Source organism: Proteus sp. G3927 (assembly GCF_963894685.1).
GTDB lineage: Bacteria > Pseudomonadota > Gammaproteobacteria > Enterobacterales > Enterobacteriaceae > Proteus > Proteus mirabilis.
Map to the genome: position 1 here is coordinate 127,116 of NZ_CAWQGX010000013.1, position 23,047 is coordinate 150,162.

The following is a 23,047-nucleotide window of genomic DNA, read 5'->3' on the forward strand; positions in this document are numbered from 1 at the left end:
AAGAGAATGACGATGACCACGATAGATATAAATAAATTAAAAAATGATTATCCACTAGTACGTGATTTAGTGGATTTAAAAGAGGTGGTTTGGTTTAACCCCAATGTTACCTCAACTGACCAGGGACTTCCTTATGTAGGTTTAACGCAAAATGATGTGATGGATGCACAGGCAAGATTACAACGTTTTGCACCTTATTTAATGAAAGCCTTTCCAGAAACCGCATCAACTGAGGGGATCATCGAATCAGCCGTTGTGGATATCCCTCAAATGAAAGGGGCACTAGAAAAGCGCTATAACACCCTTATTGAGGGACAATTGCGTTTGAAAAAGGATAGCCACTTACCTATTTCTGGTTCAATTAAAGCGCGCGGGGGGATTTATGAAGTACTCACTCACGCTGAAAAATTAGCCATAGAGGCCGGGCTTCTGACCACAGAGGATAATTATGAAAAATTATTTTCTGATGAATTCCGCAAATTTTTTAGCCAATACAGTATTGCCGTCGGCTCCACGGGTAACTTAGGAATGTCGATTGGCATTATGAGTGCAAAACTGGGCTTTAGCGTTAGTGTTCATATGTCTGCGGATGCTCGTCAATGGAAAAAAGACAAGCTACGCGCTCATGGTGTTAATGTTGTGGAATATGAGCAAGATTACAGTATTGCGGTAGAACAAGGACGTAAAGAGGCAGAAAAAAATCCTCGTTGTTTCTTTATTGATGATGAAAATTCAAAAACATTATTTTTGGGTTATGCCGTTGCTGGATTGCGTTTAAAACATCAATTTGAAACGCTTAATATTCCGGTCGATAGTGAACATCCTCTGTTTGTCTATCTGCCATGTGGTGTAGGTGGAGGGCCTGGTGGTGTCGCTTTTGGGTTAAAACTGGCATTTGGTGATGCAGTACATTGTCTATTTGCTGAGCCAACTCATTCTCCTTGTATGTTACTTGGGGTCTATACCCAGTTACATGATGGTATTTCTGTTCAAGAAGTGGGTATCGACAATATTACTGCTGCTGATGGTTTGGCGGTAGGTAGAGCCTCTGGCTTTGTTGGACGGGCAATGGAGCGTTTGATTGATGGCTATTACACCATTGATGATCAAGAGTTATATAACTTATTGAGCTTGTTAAACAAAGAAGAAGGGATCCAGTTAGAGCCTTCCGCTTTAGCAGGAATGACAGGGGCTATTCATGTTTCTCAAGCTAAAGATTATCTACAAGGTTTATCACTTGATAGTCAAAAAATGCACAATGCGACGCATTTAGTATGGGCGACGGGAGGCAGTATGGTGCCAACTGATGAAATGCAAAAATATCTTGCGCAAGGGGAATAGCAACCATATAACAACAAAACAAATAATAACCTTATAAAACAAAGGATAAGATTATAAGCTTATCTGTAATATCACTTCTGTATTTACACCAGGATGTCACATCAGGGGAAGATGCTGTAGTTTATAACGATAAAAAAAGAGGCACCCATTGGGTGCCTCACTCACTAAAATAAAAGCCATTATTCTAAGATAAACATCCCATAAGGATGGATTTGTAGATAATAGCTATCACCTTCATTAGGTTGAAGTTGGGTTGCATTCACTTGTAATAACAATGTTTGATTTTGCCATGCAACAGTCACCTCATATTGTGGTCCCATATAGGCGACATGGATTATTGTACATTGCTGACAAGCTTCACCTTGTTGAGATAAGGTAATAGCTTCAGGTCTGACACCCACTCTAATTTCGGTTTTGTTGCTGTTAAAGTTCTCGGGGCGAGGTAAGCGATAATTAAAAATATCAACATAATCAGCCCCTAGAGTAGCAGGGAAGAGATTGGCATCTCCCATAAAACTTGCCATAAACTCAGAGGCCGGTTGGCGATATAAAGTTTGTGGTGAACCTAATTGCATTATTTTGCCTTTATTCATCACTAACACCATATCGGAAACAGCAAAAGCTTCACTTTGGTCATGGGTAACATACAGGGAGGTGATATTAAACTGTTGTTGTAATTCACGAATTTTCTCCCTCATGCTACGGCGCAAGTTAGCATCCAGATTACTTAATGGCTCATCAAATAACAGCACTTTGGGTTTTAAGATCAAAGCACGAGCTAATGCCACTCGTTGTTGCTGACCGCCTGAAATCTGATCGACAAAACGATCTTCAAATCCTGCTAAATCTACCAACGCTAGAGCCTCTGCCACTCGCTGTTTGATCTCTGCCTTTGGGCGACCTAACATTTTTAAGCCATAACCAATGTTGTCACCTAAAGACATATGAGGGAACAGGGCGTAAGACTGAAACACCATACAAATATCACGTTGTTGGATTGAGCGATCAGTAACATCTTCACCATCAATAAAAATTTTACCTTCTGTCGGTTTTTCTAATCCAGCTACTAAGCGTAGTACTGTCGTTTTACCGCAACCTGATGGCCCCAATAACGAAACCATTTTTCCTTGAGGAATAGATAAACTGAGAGTGTCAATTACCGTGTTTGTACCAAAACGCTTAACAATATTTTTCAGTTCAACGAAATGTGATTGTGTCATGATTTATACTCCGTATTACTGTGCATTTTTGGCTTTAGAGCGTGAAACACGGGCTTCGCCAATCAAATAGTCAAATAAGAAAATAATAGCCAACATCACGATGATTAAAATCGAGCCATAGGCAATTGCGACGCCGTATTCACCATCCTCAACACGATTTAAAATATAAGCGGTAGCAACGCGAGTTTCAGGAGTCACTAAGAATACAATCGCACTGACGGTGGTTATCGCGCGGACAAAACTATAAATTAAAGCGGATAAAATAGCGGGGCGTAATAAAGGCAATAGCACATACAAAATAGTTCGCATGGAATTTGCTCTTAAACTTAATGACGCCTCATCCAACGATTTATCGATTTGTCCCAATCCTGCAATACCCGCTCGTATTCCCACGGGAACGTTACGCATGGTCATTGAGATAATCACAATGGCTGCCGTTCCTGTTAAATAAAACGGTGAATCATTAAATGCCAAGATATAAGAGACCCCCGCAACAGTACCGGGAACGGCAAAACAGAGCATGGTCGTAAATTCGATACTCTTTTTACCTTTAAAATCTTGGCGCACGACAATATAGGCGATCAAAAGCCCTAAAATAGCGGTAATAGGTGCTGCGATACCCGCATAAAGTAAGGTATCAAGTAATGATGGCCATGCGCCATCGCTCATCCCTTGACCAAATAATTTAATAAAGTTATCAAAGGTTAAGGTGTAATCCACACCCCAGTTAACCGTAAAACTGCCGTAGAAAATGCTGCCATAGAGTAAGATATTAAAGATAACCCAAATACCCAGCACACTAGTGACAAAGGTTACTAAGGAGGTGGGTAATGGTTGAACATCACCACGATAGGATTTACCTGACACCGTGACATATGAGCGTTTGCCAATCCACATATATTGAATGCAGAACACTAATAATGAGAATACCAACAGTGAAGCACCTAACGTACTTGCTGCTTGGTAATCAAGTTGAGAGCCGGTGATATAGAAATAAATTTGAGTGGCAATCACGTCAAAGTTGCCACCTAGCACCAATGGGTTACTAAAATCAGCCAGTGATTGCACTATAACGATCAAAAAGGCATTGGCTAATGCTGGTTTTAGTAACGGCATAAAAACATGAAAGAATGTTTGGTAGCGATTAGCTCTAAGGGTATAAGAAGCCTCTTCTAATGACGGATGGATTGTTTTAATTGCACCATCTAAGATCATAAAAGACATAGGGGTAAAGGCAAGTACTTGTGCAAGCCAAATTCCCGTAAAGCCATATAACCAGTTGGTATTTTCTAAACCTGCATAAGTTGCCAAAAATTCAGTGATATAACCCGAACGTCCCATCATCAAGGTCACACCTAAACCCACAACAAAAGGGGGAGTGACAATAGGTAAAATAGAAAATACTCGACCAATAATCGCTGATCTTACTGCAATACGTGATGTATAAATGGCGAGGATCAAACCAAAAAAAGTACAGCCAATACCAACTGCGATAGACAGTAAGATTGAATTGATCATCACCTGAACAATATGGGTTTGGCTGAGAATGGCAATAAATTCAAAGGGGGCAAAATTGCCAGCACTATCTTGAAACATCGGAATAAAGATAGCGATACTTGGAAAGATAATAAAAACACAGATTAAGGCGACAACTGTGATTAATGAGCCAATCACAAAGCTATCACCCCCTAACCACTCTAAGCGTGTTAAAGCATGCTTGGCTATCATTCCTAATGAAATAAATAGCACGATAACCGAATAACCCAGACCACGACCTTCCATCGTTGCGGTAACAATAGTGATAAAGGCGCAGAAAAAGGCAAAACTTGCATCAAAATAGTGACGAATACGATTTTCTCGCCCTACAGGATGTAAAGGACGAATTAATAGTATGCTGGGAAGTAAAAACCAGAGCAGACTGATATTTAAGTTACTCCAGCCATAAGAGGTAAGTAATTCATCTGCGGTAGAATCAAATAGACCATAATCAAGGCTCCATGAAGGCATTAATATAAATGCCATCCATGCAATCAGGACCCATAAAAATATGGGATCCCACCTCTTTTTTTCAGACAAAGCGAGTGTGTGAGACATAAATCCCCCGACAGTAAAGCTCATTATTATTATGTAAAAAAAAGAGCGAGAGCATCTCTCGCCCTATTGATAGGCTATTTACCCATTTTTACTTCGGTAACCCATTTATTTATCAGCTCTTTACGAACATCACTATCGCCATATTTATCCATGTCGTAGTTAATCAGTTTTAAGTCTGATAATTTCAAAGCCATCGGGGAAGACTCAGCCGTGGTATTGGTGAGAATTTGGTAAGATTTACCCTCTTTCCAACTAATTTCTTGTGCTTCTTTAGAGAGTGTCCAATCTACAAATAACTTAGCGTTATCCATATTACGGGCATTTTTGATGATACTGACACCGCCAATTTCGTAACCTGTGCCCTCACAAGGTGAGATAAGCTCTAGTGGTGCCCCGTTTTCAACTTCGAGTGAATAGTCGTGTAAGAAGCCGATACCAATCGCGGCCTCACCACGGGCGGCGTTACGCGCTGGTGCAATACCTGATTTAGTATATTGAGAAATATTGGTATTTAGTTTTTTCAGATAATCAAAGGCTTGCTCTGTTCCCCACAATTGATCGAAAGTTGCTAATGCAGTGTATGCAGTGCCCGAACTTTGTGGATCAGCGATTTGAATTTCACCTTTGTATTCAGGTTTGACTAAATCTTTCCAACAGGTCGGAATAGGTAGACCTTTCTCTTTTAAACGATCTTTATTGACACCAAAACCTAGAATACCGACATAAACCGCAGAAGAGTAGTTTCCTTTGCGTTTAGCCGGATCACGAAATTGTGGCATGATCTGATCAAGATTGGGGGATACATAAGGCTCTAGCAGATCCATTTCACCCGCTTGTGAGTGAGGATCCATTGTTCCGCCATACCAAACATCAGCTTGTGGATTGCGTTTTTCTGCTTCTATTTTCGCTAATGTACTGCCGGAGCCATTACGAACAAAAGTGGTTTTAACATCATATTTTTCAGCAAAAGCTTTAGTTTCAGCTTCACACATCGCATTTGTGGCACTGCAATAAACCACTAAGCGACCCGCGGCACTGGTGGATAAACTTACCGTAGAAAGAGCTAAGCTGGCGGCAACAAGTGTAGAGAGAGTTTTCAGTTTCATGTTCAGAACCTTTTAAATGTGTCGTCATCGGAAAATGAAAGTGGGCCAACTAAATGCTCACGTTTACTGACATCAGCGATCAGCAATGGCATTAGTAGTAGTCCCATTAAGGCCGCAGCACTGGTTAATAATACAAACATCCCAGTCCAACCATAATGCGCCATGACCTGACTTAATGGCCAACCTGCTATTGCAGCCCCTAAATAGGCATACAATCCCAAGTAGCCTGTTACCGTACCTGCTGCGTTTTTATGACAATATTCTGTGGCAGCAAGTCCGATTAACATCTGTGGTCCAAACACAAAAAAACCGATACTGAAAAAACAGGCTGCAAGCAATGCATAATGATGAATTGGCATTAGCCAAAGTGCTGTTACTGCGATAAAAAGCCCGAGTGAAAACAGCAATATCATTGGTGCTCGTTGACCACGGAATAATAAATCCGAGCCCCAGCCTGAACATAACGCGCCTAACAATCCACCCATCTCAAAAAGAGAAAGAATGGCATTAGCACTTAACAAGTTAGCGCCATGGGTTTCTGATAACCAAATATTTCCCCAATCATTTATCGCCATACGGATGAGATAAATTAAAATATAAGAAAAACCTAGTAACCAGATCATTCGGTTAAATAAGATGCTTTCTTTCAAAATGGTTAACATAGGGGTCGGAGGCGATACTTGCTCTTGACGTAATTCAAAAATATCGCGCCGCCATACACCTACTGTGGGTAACCCTTCTTCTGCTGGTGTTCCTTTTAGTTGCATACAAAGCCATAAACCCATAACAATACCTATTAGGCCGGGAATAACTAAGGCTATTTGCCAACTAAAATGGGTTGCCAACCAAGCGGTTAAAAGGGGAATACTCATCCCGCCAAGATTGATGGAGATATTCCATAATCCCCACCAGAAACCGCGTTCATTACGTGAATACCAATGGGTGAGTAACCTTGCACAAGGGGGCCAACCCCATCCTTGAAAGAAACCATTAAGTGCCCAGACTAAAAGCAAGGCAGGAAAGGATAAACAGTAGGCAAAAATAATATTCATCACCCCTGTCATTACCAGACCTGCGCCCATAAACCAACGGTAGCCGTATTGGTCATGGAAAATACCAGAGAGAAATTTTGATAGACCATAAGTGAGATAAAACAGGCTGGCTATCCAGCCAATATCACTTTTATCTAGATGCAGTTCCGTTTGCATAACGGGCATCACAAAATTGACGCTTTTACGAGTCAGGTAAAACGTGGCATAGCCAATGATCATCGACAACATTAAATTTTTACGCCAAAAATCATAGGTCTTATTTATTGATGCCGAATTTTTACCTAACATAACATCCTCTCTGATATTGCCAATGTAAGAAAAATGCAGTTAAAAAGAATGAGAGAAGGTTGTAGATGACTAAGACTAATTCCTAGTTTTCACGCTTTTCTATTGAATTTGTGGGTAAGTTAACAATTATTTTAGTACCAAGCTGACTAATTACTTCCCATTCTCCCCCCAATGCGCAGATCCGCTCTTCAATACCTCGTAGCCCAAAACCGTTATTAGGTTGTGTAGGCAAAATGCCAATACCATTATCATGAACAACCAGTCGTAATTGTGCTTGATGTTGAGTAAGCGAAATGTGGATCTCACTGGCGTTAGCGTGTTTGCTGATATTATTGAGTAGTTCTTGCACTAGTCGGTAGAGTGTAAAAATAATGGTGTCGCTTTCAGGCTCTGTTTCAAGAGCATAATGAAAATGACAGTGAATACCATTTTCATGAAATGAGAACTCATCAATTAAATGGTGTAGTGCCTTCTCTAATGACATCTCTTCTAAAATAGGCGGCCTTAGTTGGCGTAGCAGTTGTCGGGTAGATTGATGTATTTGTTGGGCTAATCGCTCAATTTGCTCGCCTGACTGACGTGTTTTATCGTTATCTGCACTTCTTTTTACTAACATTGACTGAATTTGAATAGCTGTAATATTTTGTCCAATTTCATCATGTAATTCACGAGCAATGGCTTTTTTAACATCTTCTTCGGTATGTACTAGTTGTTCCATCAACGCTCGGCGTGCTTGTAACTCTTGCTCTAAACGTAGCTGATAATGACGTAAATTATTGGCAAGTTGTTGCTGGCGACTAATAGCAATACCTAAACCAATACCAATTAAGGCTTGGGTTGTTAAAAACATCTCTAATTCATGCAAATCGGCAAAAGCACCATTTACTTGTCTAGCAAAGGTAATCATTAAACTACCTAACAACGCGGATAATACCCCCCCTTGCCAACCATAACGATAAGCCATAAAAACATTAGGAATAAAAACCAGAATAACTAATAAGCGTTCAATTTCTGGGGTAAGAAAGAATTGTGCACTTAATCCAATAAGACAAAAGAGGAATACCCACATTAATAAGGAGGTACGCAATGGTGGCTCTGGGGTGATTTCGGCGATTAATACTCGACTTTGTAATTCGCGTAAATATTCATAAAGTAGAAAAACAAAGGGAGCCAATAAAATACCACCTGTTATTGAGGTCAAAAATATTGCGCTGGTGGACGTCGTGAGAAAAAAACTGAGTAGAAAGGCTTGTAATAGGCTATTAAATCCGACCGCTGCGATAAGTAAGGTTAACCGTTGCCAATAAAGTGGGTAACGCCACCAGATCCGTTGTACTTCTAGTGCGACCAATAAGCTGATTAAAGGTGAGAGATAAAGAGTTACATGGGTAATTAATTGCTGTTGAGTTAGCCAGTAATAAAGCCCCCATTCGGCCAATAACATCGGCAACCAAAAACGTCGCCAAAGTAAAATAAATAATGCTAGCCGTAAGCCTTGAGGTAAAAAAAGAGCGGCTTGTTGACCATTATGACTAAGATAAAAACTGATCACCCAAAGTGACAACCAGAGTAAAGAGTAGGTTAACAATAAAAAGAGAGATTGAAGAAAAAAACGTGCGCCTCTTTGCATGTTAGAGTGTTCCGGTGATTAACTGGTTGTTTAATGCAAAATGGACTAAATCAATGGTTGTTTCACAGTTCAATTTACCCAGTATATTGGCTCGATGAACATGCACCGTTTTATGACTGAGATTCAGTTGTACGGCGATAGCTTTAACATTAATACCTTGTACTAGCAGATTAAAAATCTCTCTTTCGCGAGGGGTTAAACTATGTAAAGCATCTTCTTTTTCTGGTGTCTGTCGAAGTGCTTTCATGGCATCAGCACAGAGATAACAGCCCCCTTGATACACAGCACGTACTGCTTGAACGAGCTCTTGTGGACCACAGCGCTTAGTTAAATAGCCATGGGCACCGGAATCTAAAGCGCTTTGTACAAATGCGGGGGTATCATAAATACTTAAAATAATTGTCCGAAAATCAGGGCGTTTTTGTTTTAATCGACTTTGTAATTGTAGGCCACTCTCTCCAGGCATAGAGAGATCCATCACCGCCACATCAATATTATCATTTAATAAATAGGGCCAAGCTTCTTGGCCATTTGCGTATTCACCGACAATATTAATATCCGGCTCTAGCATTAGCAGTTGTGCAAACCCTGAACGCACAACAATGTGATCATCGATGAGAGCAACGTTTATCATATTTTTATTAGGCTAAGCATTGTTAGGGTAATATTTATCTGTTTTATAACAAGCTACAGGAAGTTATGCGAGAAAAAAGGGAGCAAAAACACGCTTTTGCGCTTTGTCTCTCGCTTTTAGCGTATTGAATCGAGACAATTAGCAGGGCAGAATTATCCCCTCACAAACAGGGAACCTCCATTTGTAAGGGGAATTGGCAGATTAAGCGACTTGAACGGGAACGGCTTTAGCAATGCGTTTCATTTCATTGTCACCTTCAAAATAGGCAATGTTGGGCTTATGGCTACGCGCATCGCTATCTGGAATTTGAACATAAGAGCAAATAATTAAGCGATCACCTACAGCAGCACGGCGAGCAGCTGCGCCATTGACAGAAATAATACCAGACCCTCTTTCTGCGCAAATGGCATAAGTAGAGAAACGTTCACCATTGTCAACGTTATAAATATCAATGGCTTCATTTTCAAGAATACCAGCGGCATCCATAAAATCCTGATCAATCGCGCAAGAGCCTTCATAGTGAAGATCAGCTTGGGTGACTTTTACGCGATGAAGTTTGCCTTGTAACATGGTGCGTAGCATTGTTGTGTTTCCTATTTTTAATAATTCATTAGACTAAGCTAACTTGTTGGCTATCGATTAAACGAGTGTTACCTAACCAAGCTGCCATTAAAATAACGGCACATCGGCTCTCTTCGCTAAGTGGTGCTAGTGTTTGTGCATCACAAATAAAACATTCATCAGCACGAAAGCCTTGTTGTTCAAGGGTTGCTTTGGCAGTTTGTAATAGTTGGTTAACATCAAGGTTTCCCGATTTTAATTGCTCGGCTATCTGTTGCATAGCTTGATAAAGCACAGGGGCTTGTTGTTTTTCATTATCTGATAACAAACGATTTCGAGAGCTAAATGCCAATCCTGTTTTATCACGCACAATAGGGACTGGAATAATACTGATATCAAAACATAAATCACTGACCATTTTTTTTATGATCTGCAGTTGTTGATAATCTTTTTCACCAAATAGCGCGACATCAGGCTGTACAAGGTTGAATAGTTTACTTACAACGGTTGTTACACCGCGGAAATGTCCTGGGCGACTAGCGCCTTCTAACACAGAAGAAAGTACTGGAACCTCAACAATCGTTTGGTTTTCCATCCCATTTGGGTACATCTCTTTCGCTGATGGGGCAAAGACAATATCAACATGTTTATCGCGTAGTAACTCGCAATCTTCTTGTAGGGTTCGTGGATAGTTTGCTAAATCGGCTTCTCTATCGAATTGCATTGGATTAACAAAAATAGAGGCGATAACCACATCAGCATGAATACGCGCTTCTTCTATCAGTTTTAGGTGACCTTGATGCAGGTTGCCCATGGTCGGAACCAATGCAATGCGTTTACCTTCTTGTTTTAGTCGCTTAATTTCGCGGCGTAAGATAAGCGTTGTTTCAATAATTAGCATAGCGTGACTCCTTTAAACTATTTTAATGAATTTAAATGATAAATCAGTTAAATGAGTGTTGTTCTTGAGGGAACAGTTTTTGTTCAACTTGTTGAACATACAGTCTGACAGCCTCGGGTAAGGAGCCAGCTTCTTGTAAGAAATTTTTAGAAAATTTAGGGGCATTAGGTGTTAGACCTAATAAATCATGCATCACAAGAATTTGTCCATCAGTGACATTGCCGGCACCAATGCCGATAACGGGAATATTGAGTGATCCGGTAATAGTTTTTGCCACGGAAACGGGGACGCATTCTAATACAGCCAGTTGTGCTCCTGCGGTTTCAAGCGCCATAGCATCTTGCTTAAGTTGCTCTGCAGCAGCTTCTTCTCGACCTTGTACTTTATAGCCACCAAACACATTAACAGATTGAGGGGTTAAGCCTAGGTGAATACAAACAGGCACTGCGCGTTCAGTGAGCATTTTGACTGTAGGAATAAGCCAGCTTCCTCCTTCAATTTTGACCATATTCGCTCCCGCTTGCATTAAAATAGCTGCGTTAAGACAGGCTTGCTCTGGAGTGGAATAAGACATAAAAGGCATATCAGCAATTAAGAAAGCGTTAGGGGCGCCAGCTCTTACACAACGGGTATGATAGGCAATTTGCTCAACGGTGACAGGTAATGTGCTGTCATGACCTTGTAGTGTCATACCGAGTGAATCACCAATTAACATGGCAGGAATACCTTCATTGGCAAATAGACGAGCAAAGCTAGCATCATAAGCCGTGATAGTGGCAAACTTTTTCTTTTCTTGTTTATAGCGATTGAGCGTAGATAGCGTAACCGGCTTCATGATAATAAACTCCATGGCGTGTTGCGTGTAAATTGAGTTATTTATGTCAGTTAATTATTTGTTTATTAAAGAGAATATGACATAAATAAAAAACATTAACTGCTGATTGTAGCATCTACGTACTAAAAACGAAGAAAAAGTCGTGAATTGAATAATAAAAAATAGAAATAAAAAATATTTTGATATTTATCCAAGAATTAGAAATGGTGATATAACAGGCGGGAGGGAAGGGCGTATTTTATCACTTATGGGGAGGGATAACGCGATAAAGGAACAGTACAAGAGAGTTGTGAACGGGGTTGATACTGTCAGTCAACAGCATCAACCATTAACATCAAACACGCTTATTATGTGGTATCACCACTTTTCCATACCATTTTTAGGTACGAGCGCTAATCTGTCTGCTAATCGTTCTCCGTCATCAGGGAAGCAAAGCTCAGGTGCTAGATCCGCCAATGGATAAAGCATAAATTCACGCACCTTAAGTCCATAATGAGGCACAGTTAAACGTTCGGTCTGTATAACTTGATCACCAAATAACATGATATCTAAATCAAGGGTACGAGGTCCCCAACGATTACCTGCTTTTCTTTCACGACCATGGTCAAGTTCAATTGCTTGTGTATGGTCGAGCAACTCTTCTGGGGCTAAAGTAGTATCAACGGCGACAGCCATATTGAGATAATCGGGTTGATCTTGAGGTCCCATAGGGCGTGTGCGATACCAAGGTGATTGGGCAATCAGTGTAGTATTAGGGATTTCACTAATCGCTTTTATCGCCGATTTTACTTGCTGTTCTGGTGAGTTTAAATTACTGCCCAGAATAATATACACACGCTGTTGTTGCTTACTCATGTTTGTTCTCTTGTCTTGGTGCATTATTTTTTGCATTAGGGTGACGAGGACGTTTACGAGGACGTGTTCTTTTGCGTACCGGGCCTGGACCTAATTCAGAGACCATAGAGCGTTGTTGTGTATTGTTTGAAACCTGAAAATCAGCCCACCAAGCGGCTAATGTTTCCAGATCAGGATTTCTTTGTACATTAGCGCGTAATTCCAGTAGATCAAATGCTGCACGGAATTTAGGATGCTCAAGCAGTTTATTGGCTCGGCGCCCTTGACGCTTAGGTAAACGCTGCTGTAATTGCCAAATATCACGCATCGTGGTGGTGATACGTTTAGGGATCGCAATAGTACGACATTGCTCATCTAAAATATCATTCATCGCCATTGAGAAAGCATCGTAATAAGACAGTCCACTTTCTTGAGCCAGTTTTTCGGCATGCTCCACTAAGGGATACCATAGCATTGCTGCAAATAAGAATGCCGGATTTACGCGCATTTCTTTACTAATACGATAGTCGGTATTCTTTAGCACCTGTTCGATCATTCTTTCCATTGGGGTATCTTGCTGCTCAGTGATCCTTGAGGCAACTAATGGAAAAAGAGGCTCTAAAAGTTGGAAATGGCGCATTAACCGATAGGTTTTATAACCATGTCCTGTTTGTAATAATTTCAGCGATTCTTCAAATAGGCGTGCTGAAGGAATATTACGTAATAGTGGTGCTAATTGGCTAATTGGCTCTGCAGTTTCCGGTGCGATACGCATATCCAGTTTACTGGCAAAGCGGATAGCTCTTAGCATCCGAACTGGATCTTCACGATAGCGAGTTTCAGGAGAGCCAATTAAACGAATAGTACCTGATTTAAGATCAGCCAAGCCCCCCACATAATCACGTACAGCAAAATCATCGACGCCGTAATAGAGACTATTTAAGGTAAAATCCCGACGAATGGCATCTTCTTCAATCGATCCGAAGATATTGTCGCGCAGCAACATACCGCTTTGTGCTTGTTGTGACTGATTGCGATCGGATGTTTCATGATCTTCATGAGAGCCACGGAAAGTAGCGACTTCAATCACTTCGGGGCCAAACATAATATGCGCTAGACGAAAGCGTCGACCTACTAAGCGGCTATTACGAAATAATCGACGGACTTCTTCTGGCGTTGCATTGGTAGCAATATCAAAGTCTTTTGGTTTTTTCCCTAATAATAGATCGCGTACACCACCACCCACTAAATAAGCCTGAAAGCCTGAATTATTCAGACGATAAAGAACTTTTAGTGCGTTATCACTGATGTCTTTACGCGAAATCGGGTGTTGATCTCTTGGGATCACAGTCATTGGCAAATCACTCCCGTTCGCCTTTTCGTTATTACTTTTGTTCTTACGGGGACGGTCTGCGGATAGGGCAGGACGCCGACGCACAGTCGTTTGTGTTTCTTTTTTAGGTCGGTCAGATGCAGTGACAGGCCTTTCACTCGCTACCGATTCTGTATCTGACGATGTTGTTTGTCGTCCTAGCAAATTACGGCAGAAATGCGCTACTCGGTTAAAAATATGACACCTCGAATAATTAAATCTAATAATTAAAAAATTAAGCGGCTAATCATAGCCTACTGAACATTTTTTGAGAATGCTTTGTGTGGGTTATTGTGCATCTTCATCATAATGTTAACGAATAATCTTGCCTGACAGCAACGGTTGACGAGGTAAGAAAATGTGCTCCATCAATATTGTTCCTTGCTTATGGCCATCAGCTATAGTGATAGAATTATACGCAAATAACTTCTCTTTTATGTGAATAAACATCGTCATCACAGTGCGAATAGTCTGAGTTATTGTATCAAGAAGTATTAATTGGAGGATGATATTATTGATGTGAAAGCGCCAACGCTCATAATTTTTGTCAGCTTGAAGATAACGAGCCAATGCTGTAACCAAACCACCAAAACAAAGTTGGTTTATTAATAATGGCACTAAATGCCTAATACACACTGTCATCTTGGGTATTAACGTTTAGATTAAAGCCCCAGCACCTAAGTACTGAGGCTATACTCATTAATTAGCCAGCCATCTGTTTTTCACGGATTTCAGCTAATGTTTTACAGTCGATACAGAGATCGGCTGTTGGACGAGCTTCTAAACGGCGGATGCCGATTTCAACACCGCAAGACTCACAAAAGCCGAAGTCATCATCTTCAACTTTCTTCAGTGTTTTCTCAATTTTCTTAATGAGTTTACGTTCACGATCACGGTTACGCAGCTCAAGACTGAATTCTTCTTCTTGTGCAGCACGGTCAACAGGATCTGGGAAGTTGGCCGCCTCATCTTGCATATGAGTGACGGTACGGTTGACTTCATCCCTGAGCTGATTGCGCCAAGATTCAAGTATTAGCTTAAAATGCGCTAATTGGGCTTCGTTCATGTACTCTTCGCCCGGTTTTTCCTGATATGGCTCAACGCCAGCAATAGCGAGAATGCTCATGGACGATGTTTTACGCTTTTGCCCTTCTTGCATAATGCTTCTCCTACATACGCATTTTCTGAATAATCCCCCACCTTAAATAGGAAGGGAAAAAAATAGGGCGCTATAAATAGCAGATGCCCGCGCGGATAGCAATTATTCCTTTAATAAGTTTTCTCATGATGTGAAGGCACGCAAGTAAAAAGGCCATTTTAGTTAAAAAATACTTAACCAACACCATGAAAATGTATTAACCTTTTGAAATAAAAGGTAATTGCTTTCCAATTGTTAAATCGTACTCACTAATATTGATGCGATAACATAAAATTTCAACCCCAGCATCACATGCTTGTTTTAGCAATAAGTCATACTTAGGGTCAATCTCTTTAGCAACAGACACTTGTGTAATGCCAGTATGGGGGACAGCGTAAAATAAGATAGCCCTTAAGCCCGATTTTGCGATAGCGGTCAACTCTCGAAGGTGCTTTTGACCTCGCTCTGTTTTAGCGTCAGGAAAATAGCCCATTCCAGCATCTAATAAAGTGACCGATTTCACTTCAATATAGCAGTCAACTTTATGATTTGACTTAAGTAAAATATCAATACGGCTATTCTCACTACCATACTTCACTTCGCGTCTTATCTCATCATAGTCAGATAATTCTGGAATATCGCCAGCTTCTATCGCATCGGCAATGATCGTATTAGCTCTTAAGGTATTAATACAGATCCAATCACCTGATTGAGTTTGGGTTAATTCCCAACTATGAGGATATTTTCTTTTGACATTCGATGACGTGGAATACCAAACCGTATCACCTGGAGTTGCGCATCCCGTCATCGCACCCGTATTAGCACAATGGAGCGTGAATTCTTCACCATTTGCCGTCACTACGTCTGCTAAAAAACGTTTGTATCGTTTTAATAAAGTGGCAGATTGTAGTGGTTGTTCAAATTTCATAATCACCCCGGTGAAAATACGTCCTTTAATAAAGGGCTAATGCTACAATGAGCCACAGAGAAAGTTAATCAGTTATGGAGCTTGTGTGCATCTATTGCCAATTTTTGAGGTAGCAGGATCTGTTGTTACTGCATTAAAACAATGTCCCCAAGTCTTACTTCACGCCCCCACAGGGGCGGGAAAATCAACCGCACTGCCACTGTATTTGCTTCAACAAAATATATTTGATGGCAAAATTATTTTATTAGAGCCAAGGCGTATTGCGGCAAAAAGCATCGCTTATCGTTTAGCAAGTCAACTCAATGAAGAGGTGGGTAAAACGGTGGGGTATCGCATGCGTGCTGAAAGTAAAGTGAGTCAGCAGACGCGCCTTGAAGTGATCACCGAAGGGGTGTTGACACGTATGTTACAGCAAGATCCTGAACTGACAGGTGTAAGTTTAGTGATACTTGATGAATTTCATGAGCGGAGTTTGCAAGCAGATTTAGCGTTAGCACTGCTATTAGATGTGCAATCAGGATTACGTGATGATTTACGCCTTTTAGTGATGTCTGCAACATTAGATAATCAAAAATTAACTTCACTATTGCCGAATGCGTCGATGATTAGCTCTGAAGGGCGTAGTTATCCTGTTTCACGGCATTATTATCCTATTCAATCACACCTGCCTTTTGAACAAGAAGTTGCCACGATGGCGCGACGTTTGCTTACACAAGAGACGGGCTCTTTACTTGTTTTTTTGCCCGGTAGTGCAGAAATTATTAGAGTCGCGCAATTATTAGCTGACAAAGTGGATAAACACACCTTAATTTTTCCACTTTATGGGGCACTTTCATTAGCACAACAGCAACAGGCCATAGAGCCTGTAGAAAAGGGATATCGCAAAGTTGTATTAGCAACAAATATTGCAGAAACCAGTTTAACAATCGAAGGTATTCGCTTGGTGCTCGACAGTACCATTGAAAAACGTGCCCAGTTTGACTTAAAAAGTGGTGTAACAAGCTTATTGCGCCAACGAATAAGTCAAGCTTCACAAACGCAAAGAGCGGGGCGGGCAGGACGTCTTGAAGCCGGAATTTGTTGGCACTTAATCAGTCAGGAACAAGCTGAGCGCGGGGCAACTCACCAAGTACCTGAAATTTTATCTAGTGATCTCTCTTCGTTATGGCTTTCAATATTGCAATGGGGATGTCGTGATATAAACCAACTCTCTTGGTTAGATACACCTACACCAGCAGCAATAAACGCAGCTAAAACATTATTGCAACGATTAGGTGCCATTGATAATCAAGGGGGATTAACCTCGCGGGGAGTACGTATGGCACAGTGGGGCATCGATCCCCGATTGGCGGCAATATTAGATTATGCTAGTGAAAAAAGTGAGCATCATCTTGCTACCGCAGCAAGGCTGTGTGCCATTTTAGAACAGCCACCAAGAGACAGAGAGATTAATCTTGAATGGCTGATCCAACAGAAAAATCATCAATGGTCACAGCGTGAAAAACAGCTATTACAGCAATGCAAAGGGCAATGTCGCCCAGAATTATTAGCATCACTATTGAGTGTCGGATTTGCAGATAGAATAGCCAAAAACCGTGATAATCAAGGTCGATTTCGTCTCGCTAATGGACAAGGCGCAATGATGGATAATACTCAACCAATGAGCCAATCGCCGTGGATTTTAGCACCATTGTTGTTGCAAAATGCACATTATGCGGATGTGCGAATTTTATTAGCCTTACCTATTGATATTAATGAAGTATCCTCTATCTTTCCGGAATTGATACAAGATAATACCACCGTTGAATGGGATGAAAAGCGCGGTACACTTCTTGCGTGGCAACAGCGTCAATTAGGTCAGTTAACCGTTAGCCAAATGCCATTAGATAAACCTAATAAAGCGCAAATACAAACGGCATTATTAAATTGGTTACGTAAACAAGGATTAAGTGCTCTACCCTTAAGTGAAGAGAGTAAGCAACTGTTTATTCGCCTTGCTTTAGCGCAAAAGTGGTGCCCTGAGGCCAATTTACCTGTATTGAATGAAGCCGTTTTATTAGACTCATTAGAATTGTGGTTACAACCTGAATTAGGCGATACCCAATCACTTAAGGCACTGCTACAAATGGATATTAATGGGATAATTAAAAATCAGTTAACTTGGCATGAGCAACAATTATTGCAAGAGCTGTTCCCAACACACTATATTGCTCCAACGGGCACTAAAGTGATGATTAGGTATGATTTAGATAATCCGCCGATTATTGCTATCAGGATCCAAGAGGTTTATGGTGAAAAACAAAGTCCTATTGTGGCAAAAGGGCAATTACCTGTAGTGATGGAGTTACTTTCTCCAGCTATGCGACCTATCCAAAAAACACAAGATCTCGCTACTTTTTGGGCCGGAAGCTATAAACAAGTACAAAAAGAGATGAAGGGGCGATATCCCAAACATTTGTGGCCAGATTCACCCACAACAACGGCCCCTACTCGACGTGTAAAAAAATGGAGTTAGCGCGTATATATACGTGCTGAATAACAATTTGAGAGCTTTCCTGTGGGATAGCTTGGAAAAATAGCGACAATGTTAGGCTTCTTTACCCTAAGGGTGTGGTGAAGAGGTTTTAATGAGAGAAACAGTTCATGAGTAGAAAGAAAAAACCAGTAAAGAAAACCAATAGAAGGCGTTCTTGGTTTTGGTTATTTGTTAAAATCGCCATTGTGGTTGCGGTTTTAGTCGGCATCTATGGTGTTTATTTATATTCCCAAATTAAAGAGCGCCTTGACGGTAATGTATGGGAATTGCCTGCTGCCGTTTATGGACGTACTGTCAATTTAGAACCTGGCATGAACTATAGCCAAAAAGAGATGGTAAGCTTACTGGAAGGTATGCAGTATCGCCATGTCAATAAAATCACCCGTCCTGGGGAATTTGTGGTTAAAAATGGCACTATAGAGATGTTACGTCGACCGTTTGATTTTCCAGATGGTCGCGAAGAGCAAATTTTAGCGAAATTGACCTTTGAACAAAACTCATTGGTGAGTATCACCAATATGAATAATCAGCGTCAATTTGGTTTCTTCCGCCTCGATCCTAAGCTTATCACTATGATGCAATCGGCTAATGGTGAACAGCGTCTATTCTTAGCAAGAGATAAATTTCCTCAACTATTAGTCGATACATTAATTGCTACGGAAGATCGCCGTTTTTATGAGCATGATGGCATCAGTATTTATTCTATTGGTCGTGCGGTGTTAGCGAACTTTACCGCTGGTAGAGCGGTACAAGGGGGAAGTACTTTAACGCAGCAATTAGTAAAGAATTTATTCCTAACCAATGAAAGAACGCTAAAAAGAAAGCTTAATGAAGCCTATATGGCGATTATTATGGATGCGAGCTATAGCAAAGATCGTATTCTAGAGCTGTATCTTAATGAGGTGTTCTTAGGGCAAAGTGGTGATGAGCAAATTCGTGGTTTTCCACTGGCTAGCCTTTACTATTTTGGTCGACCTGTTGATGAACTAAGTCTTGATCAACAAGCATTATTGGTTGGAATGGTGAAAGGGGCTTCTGCATACAATCCATGGCGCAATCCTAAGGCTGCATTAGAGCGCCGTAATGTGGTACTAAAATTATTACAGACCCAACAAATTATCGATCAAGAGCTTTATGATGTATTAAGCGCACGTCCTTTAGGAGTAAAACCTCGTAGCGAAGCGCTAACGCCACAACCGGCATTTATGCAGTTAGTTCGTCAAGAGCTACAAACTAAATTAGGTGATCAGGTTAAAGATTTATCGGGGACTAAAATTTTTACAACGCTTGATCCTGTTTCACAAGATGCAGCGGAAAAAGCGGTAGAAGCGGGAGTTGCTGATTTACGTAAAACACGCAAAATCAACGATCTCGAAGGCGCAATGGTTGTTGTAGATCGCCTCAGTGGTGAGGTTAGGGCGTTAGTGGGCGGTTCACAACCACAATATGCCGGTTTTAATCGTGCCATGTCCGCACGCCGTTCAATTGGCTCATTAGCAAAACCGGCAACTTATTTAACCGCATTAAGTGAGCCTGAGCGTTTTCGTTTAAATACCTGGTTGGCGGATGAACCTATTTCAGTGCCTATTCCGGGAGGAAAACCATGGCAACCACGTAACTACGATCGTGGTTATAAAGGGCGGTTAATGTTGGTGGATGCTCTTGCTACATCACGTAATGTACCAACGGTTAATCTTGGTTTAGAAGTTGGGTTAGACCAAGTGATCAAAACGTGGATCAAACTAGGTGCCCCAGCAGAAAATTTAGAAAAAGTACCAGCGATGTTACTTGGCGCACTAAACTTAACTCCAATGGAAGTGGCGCAAACTTTCCAAACAATCGGAAGTTTAGGTAATCGCGCTAAATTATCGGCATTGCGCTCTGTTATCACCCAAGATGGTACGGTGCTTTATCAAAGCTACCCGCAAGCAGAAACAACGGTTTCTCCACAAGCGGCATATATGACACTGTTTGGTATGCAACAGGTGGTTAATTCAGGTACAGCAGCACGAGCATTAAAACCTAAATTTGGTCAATATAACCTTGCAGGTAAAACCGGAACCACCAACGACTTACGTGATAGCTGGTTTGCGGGTATTGATGGTAAAGAAGTCACTATTGCATGGATGGGACGTGATAATAATGGCCCAACTAACTTAACAGGATCGACAGGGGCATTGATCCTTTATCGTCATTATTTAGAAAATCAAACACCATTAACATTAAATCCACCTGTACCAGAAGATATAGCACAGATGTCGATTAATGCTGAAGGTAACTTTGTTTGTTATGGTGGCGGCGTGCGTACATTACCTGTGTGGACAGCAGATCCTGATAGCCTCTGTACACCGTTACCACAAGAGAGCGACGGCGACGATAGTGCGGCACCTAAATGGTTACGCGATCTGTTTTCTGAGTAATTATTCGCAATACTATTGAGATAAAAAATATCCTCCTGCAATCGCGGAGGATATTTTTTTGCCAGCAATACCAGCAATAAATGCTATTTAAGTAATGAAAGATTACGCTTTCATTTTGCTAAAGGCGTATTCAGCCGCATCGATAGTACGTTGAATATCTTCTTTGCTATGAGCAATAGACATAAAGCCAGCTTCAAAAGCCGACGGAGCGAGGTAAATACGTTTTTCTAACATTAAGTGGAAGAACTGTTTGAAGCGTTCGACATCGCAGTTCATTACGTCTTGATAGCAAGTCACTTCTTTGGCATCGGTAAAGAATAAACCAAACATACCGCCTACATGGTTTACTACCATAGGGATACCTGCTTGTTGTGCTTTTTCAAGTAAGCCATCCGCTAACATAGTAGTAAGTTCATCCAGTGTTTGGTGAACTCCCGGTTGTGAAACTTCTTGCAAACAAGCTAGACCCGCCGCCATCGCAATGGGGTTACCCGATAATGTTCCCGCTTGGTAGACAGGACCGATAGGGGCTAATTGAGACATCACTTCTTTATGTCCGCCGAAGGCGCCTACAGGCATGCCACCACCTATAATTTTACCTAAACAGGTCAAGTCAGGATCAACATCGTAATAAGCTTGTGCGCCGCCTAATGCGACACGAAAACCTGTCATTACTTCATCAATAATCAGTAATGCACCAAATTCATCACATAATGCACGTAATCCCGGTAGAAAATCGGCTTTAGGTGGAACACAGTTCATATTACCGGCAACGGGTTCAACAATAATACAGGCGATTTCTTCCGGATAATTTTCAAATGCTTGACGTACTGAATTTAAATCGTTGTAAGTACAAGTTAAAGTGTGTTTAACAAAATCAGCAGGAACACCTGGAGAGTTTGGTTGTCCCATCGTCAATGCACCAGAGCCTGCTTTGACTAATAAGCAGTCTGCATGTCCATGGTAACAGCCTTCAAATTTAATGATTTTGTCACGACCCGTGTAGCCACGAGCAAGGCGAATGGCACTCATGGTGGCTTCTGTACCTGAGTTCACCATACGAACCATATCCATCGAAGGCACTAACTCAGTGACTAAATTTGCCATTTCCACTTCAGCAGCCGTAGGAGCACCAAAGCTTAGGCCTTTTTGCACCGCATCAGTTACAGCGTGGCGAATAGCGGGGTGATTGTGGCCTAATACCATCGGTCCCCATGAACCGACATAGTCAAGATAAGCACGTCCATCGGCATCATAAATATACGCACCATTAGCACGTTCAATAAAAAGCGGTGTGCCACCAACACCGTTAAATGCTCTAACCGGTGAATTGACGCCACCAGGTATCACTTGTTGTGCGAGATTATAAAGCGTTTCAGACTTGCTCATGTCAGACTCCTAATGATGGGTGAGCGTAAGATTAACGCCTATTCTAAAGCACAGTGCAGATGAAGCCAAATACACGACAACAACATTTTGATTTATCATTGTTATTGTTCGAGTTGGTACTCATTAATAAAGAAAAGTTGTGTATCAAAAAGTGCATTTTGTCCACAACAAACTTGAAGGTTAAGAGCAGGTATTAGATAATCATCACATTATATCAGCAAGAAGCATCAATTTTTGCTGGCTGTTTTTTACTGGATTATCCAGTCTGGAGTGAACAATGAGTGATGATATGGCTCTGCCGTTACAATTTACAGATGCGGCTGCAAATAAAGTAAAAGATCTAATTGCGGATGAAGAAAACCCAAATCTGCGTCTACGTGTTTATATCACCGGTGGTGGCTGTAGCGGATTCCAGTATGGTTTTACCTTTGATGATGCTATGAATGAAGGTGATATGACCATAGAAAAACAAGGCGTTGCTTTAGTTATTGATCCAATGAGCTTGCAGTATTTAGTGGGTGGTTGTGTTGATTATACTGAAGGCCTTGAGGGCTCACGTTTTATCGTCACCAATCCTAATGCGAAAAGCACTTGTGGTTGTGGTTCATCGTTTAGTATCTGATTTTTATATTATTTGACGTCGTGGCTACACTGCCGTGCCACGGCGTTAGTCATCCCCACATCTTTATATATGCCCCGCTCACTGCACGCACTGCACGTTATTGGTTGTGTTGCAGCTTGCCTACGACTATTGTCTGTTAACCTCTT

At 41.2% G+C, this 23,047-nt stretch carries 18 protein-coding genes and 1 pseudogene; 4 read left to right on the forward strand and 15 right to left on the reverse strand.

Annotation, left to right across the window (positions count from 1 at the left end; all coding sequences use genetic code 11):
• The first annotated feature begins 12 nt into the window (after positions 1-12).
• Entirely contained in the window at positions 13-1,341 is a 1,329-nt protein-coding gene (locus AACV00_RS05015; RefSeq protein ID WP_202608906.1) for a D-serine ammonia-lyase, read from the forward strand.
• A 179-nt stretch (positions 1,342-1,520) separates the two neighbouring features.
• Here AACV00_RS05015 and fbpC read toward each other — a convergent pair whose 3' ends face one another.
• From fbpC to sfsA, 14 genes are all read right to left on the reverse strand, one after another.
• Complete coding sequence (gene fbpC / locus AACV00_RS05020; protein WP_004245012.1) at positions 1,521-2,561, reverse strand: ferric ABC transporter ATP-binding protein; 1,041 nt, start codon at positions 2,559-2,561, stop codon at positions 1,521-1,523.
• Between the two features lie 15 nt (positions 2,562-2,576).
• Entirely contained in the window at positions 2,577-4,655 is a 2,079-nt protein-coding gene (locus AACV00_RS05025; protein ID WP_161679922.1) for an ABC transporter permease, read from the reverse strand.
• Positions 4,656-4,729: 74 nt separating this feature from the next.
• The gene (locus tag AACV00_RS05030; RefSeq protein ID WP_161679920.1) at positions 4,730-5,761 is read right to left on the reverse strand and encodes an ABC transporter substrate-binding protein; all 1,032 of its coding nucleotides are present in this window, start codon (positions 5,759-5,761) and stop codon (positions 4,730-4,732) included.
• A gap of 2 nt (positions 5,762-5,763) precedes the next feature.
• Entirely contained in the window at positions 5,764-7,101 is a 1,338-nt protein-coding gene (gene uhpC / locus AACV00_RS05035) for an MFS transporter family glucose-6-phosphate receptor UhpC (protein WP_004247280.1), read from the reverse strand.
• Positions 7,102-7,183: 82 nt separating this feature from the next.
• Positions 7,184-8,731, reverse strand: a complete 1,548-nt coding sequence (locus AACV00_RS05040; RefSeq protein ID WP_004245007.1) for an MASE1 domain-containing sensor histidine kinase — start codon at positions 8,729-8,731, stop codon at positions 7,184-7,186.
• Between the two features lies 1 nt (position 8,732).
• Positions 8,733-9,365: a response regulator transcription factor gene (locus AACV00_RS05045; protein ID WP_004245006.1), complete on the reverse strand. Its 633-nt coding sequence runs from the start codon at positions 9,363-9,365 to the stop codon at positions 8,733-8,735.
• Between the two features lie 201 nt (positions 9,366-9,566).
• Positions 9,567-9,947, reverse strand: a complete 381-nt coding sequence (gene panD, locus AACV00_RS05050; RefSeq protein WP_004247282.1) for an aspartate 1-decarboxylase — start codon at positions 9,945-9,947, stop codon at positions 9,567-9,569.
• Positions 9,948-9,975: 28 nt separating this feature from the next.
• The gene (gene panC, locus AACV00_RS05055; RefSeq protein WP_004245004.1) at positions 9,976-10,827 is read right to left on the reverse strand and encodes a pantoate--beta-alanine ligase; all 852 of its coding nucleotides are present in this window, start codon (positions 10,825-10,827) and stop codon (positions 9,976-9,978) included.
• Positions 10,828-10,870: 43 nt separating this feature from the next.
• Entirely contained in the window at positions 10,871-11,662 is a 792-nt protein-coding gene (panB, locus tag AACV00_RS05060) for a 3-methyl-2-oxobutanoate hydroxymethyltransferase (protein WP_004252505.1), read from the reverse strand.
• 357 nt (positions 11,663-12,019) lie between these two features.
• Positions 12,020-12,517: a 2-amino-4-hydroxy-6-hydroxymethyldihydropteridine diphosphokinase gene (gene folK, locus AACV00_RS05065; RefSeq protein WP_161679918.1), complete on the reverse strand. Its 498-nt coding sequence runs from the start codon at positions 12,515-12,517 to the stop codon at positions 12,020-12,022.
• Positions 12,510-14,066: a polynucleotide adenylyltransferase PcnB gene (gene pcnB / locus AACV00_RS05070; protein WP_370685673.1), complete on the reverse strand. Its 1,557-nt coding sequence runs from the start codon at positions 14,064-14,066 to the stop codon at positions 12,510-12,512. Before pcnB ends, folK begins: the two co-directional genes overlap by 8 nt.
• 114 nt (positions 14,067-14,180) lie before the next feature.
• Complete coding sequence (locus tag AACV00_RS05075) at positions 14,181-14,486, reverse strand: hypothetical protein (RefSeq protein ID WP_223302910.1); 306 nt, start codon at positions 14,484-14,486, stop codon at positions 14,181-14,183.
• A gap of 85 nt (positions 14,487-14,571) precedes the next feature.
• Positions 14,572-15,027, reverse strand: a complete 456-nt coding sequence (dksA, locus tag AACV00_RS05080) for an RNA polymerase-binding protein DksA (protein ID WP_004244998.1) — start codon at positions 15,025-15,027, stop codon at positions 14,572-14,574.
• 196 nt (positions 15,028-15,223) lie between these two features.
• The gene (gene sfsA / locus AACV00_RS05085; RefSeq protein WP_004244997.1) at positions 15,224-15,934 is read right to left on the reverse strand and encodes a DNA/RNA nuclease SfsA; all 711 of its coding nucleotides are present in this window, start codon (positions 15,932-15,934) and stop codon (positions 15,224-15,226) included.
• An 85-nt stretch (positions 15,935-16,019) separates the two neighbouring features.
• Between sfsA and hrpB the strand changes: the two genes are divergently transcribed.
• Positions 16,020-18,449 (forward strand): ATP-dependent helicase HrpB, encoded by a 2,430-nt coding sequence (gene hrpB / locus AACV00_RS05090; protein WP_110706744.1) that lies wholly within the window; start codon positions 16,020-16,022, stop codon positions 18,447-18,449.
• Positions 18,450-18,565: 116 nt separating this feature from the next.
• Positions 18,566-20,890: pseudogene (gene mrcB, locus AACV00_RS05095) on the forward strand (bifunctional glycosyl transferase/transpeptidase); the annotation flags it as partial.
• Positions 20,891-20,992: 102 nt separating this feature from the next.
• Here the strand turns inward: mrcB and hemL are convergent.
• On the reverse strand, positions 20,993-22,279 hold the full coding sequence (hemL, locus tag AACV00_RS05100; RefSeq protein WP_012367503.1) for a glutamate-1-semialdehyde 2,1-aminomutase: 1,287 nt from the start codon (positions 22,277-22,279) through the stop codon (positions 20,993-20,995).
• A 277-nt stretch (positions 22,280-22,556) separates the two neighbouring features.
• Between hemL and erpA the strand changes: the two genes are divergently transcribed.
• Positions 22,557-22,901: an iron-sulfur cluster insertion protein ErpA gene (erpA, locus tag AACV00_RS05105; RefSeq protein WP_004244992.1), complete on the forward strand. Its 345-nt coding sequence runs from the start codon at positions 22,557-22,559 to the stop codon at positions 22,899-22,901.
• Positions 22,902-23,047: the final 146 nt, after the last annotated feature.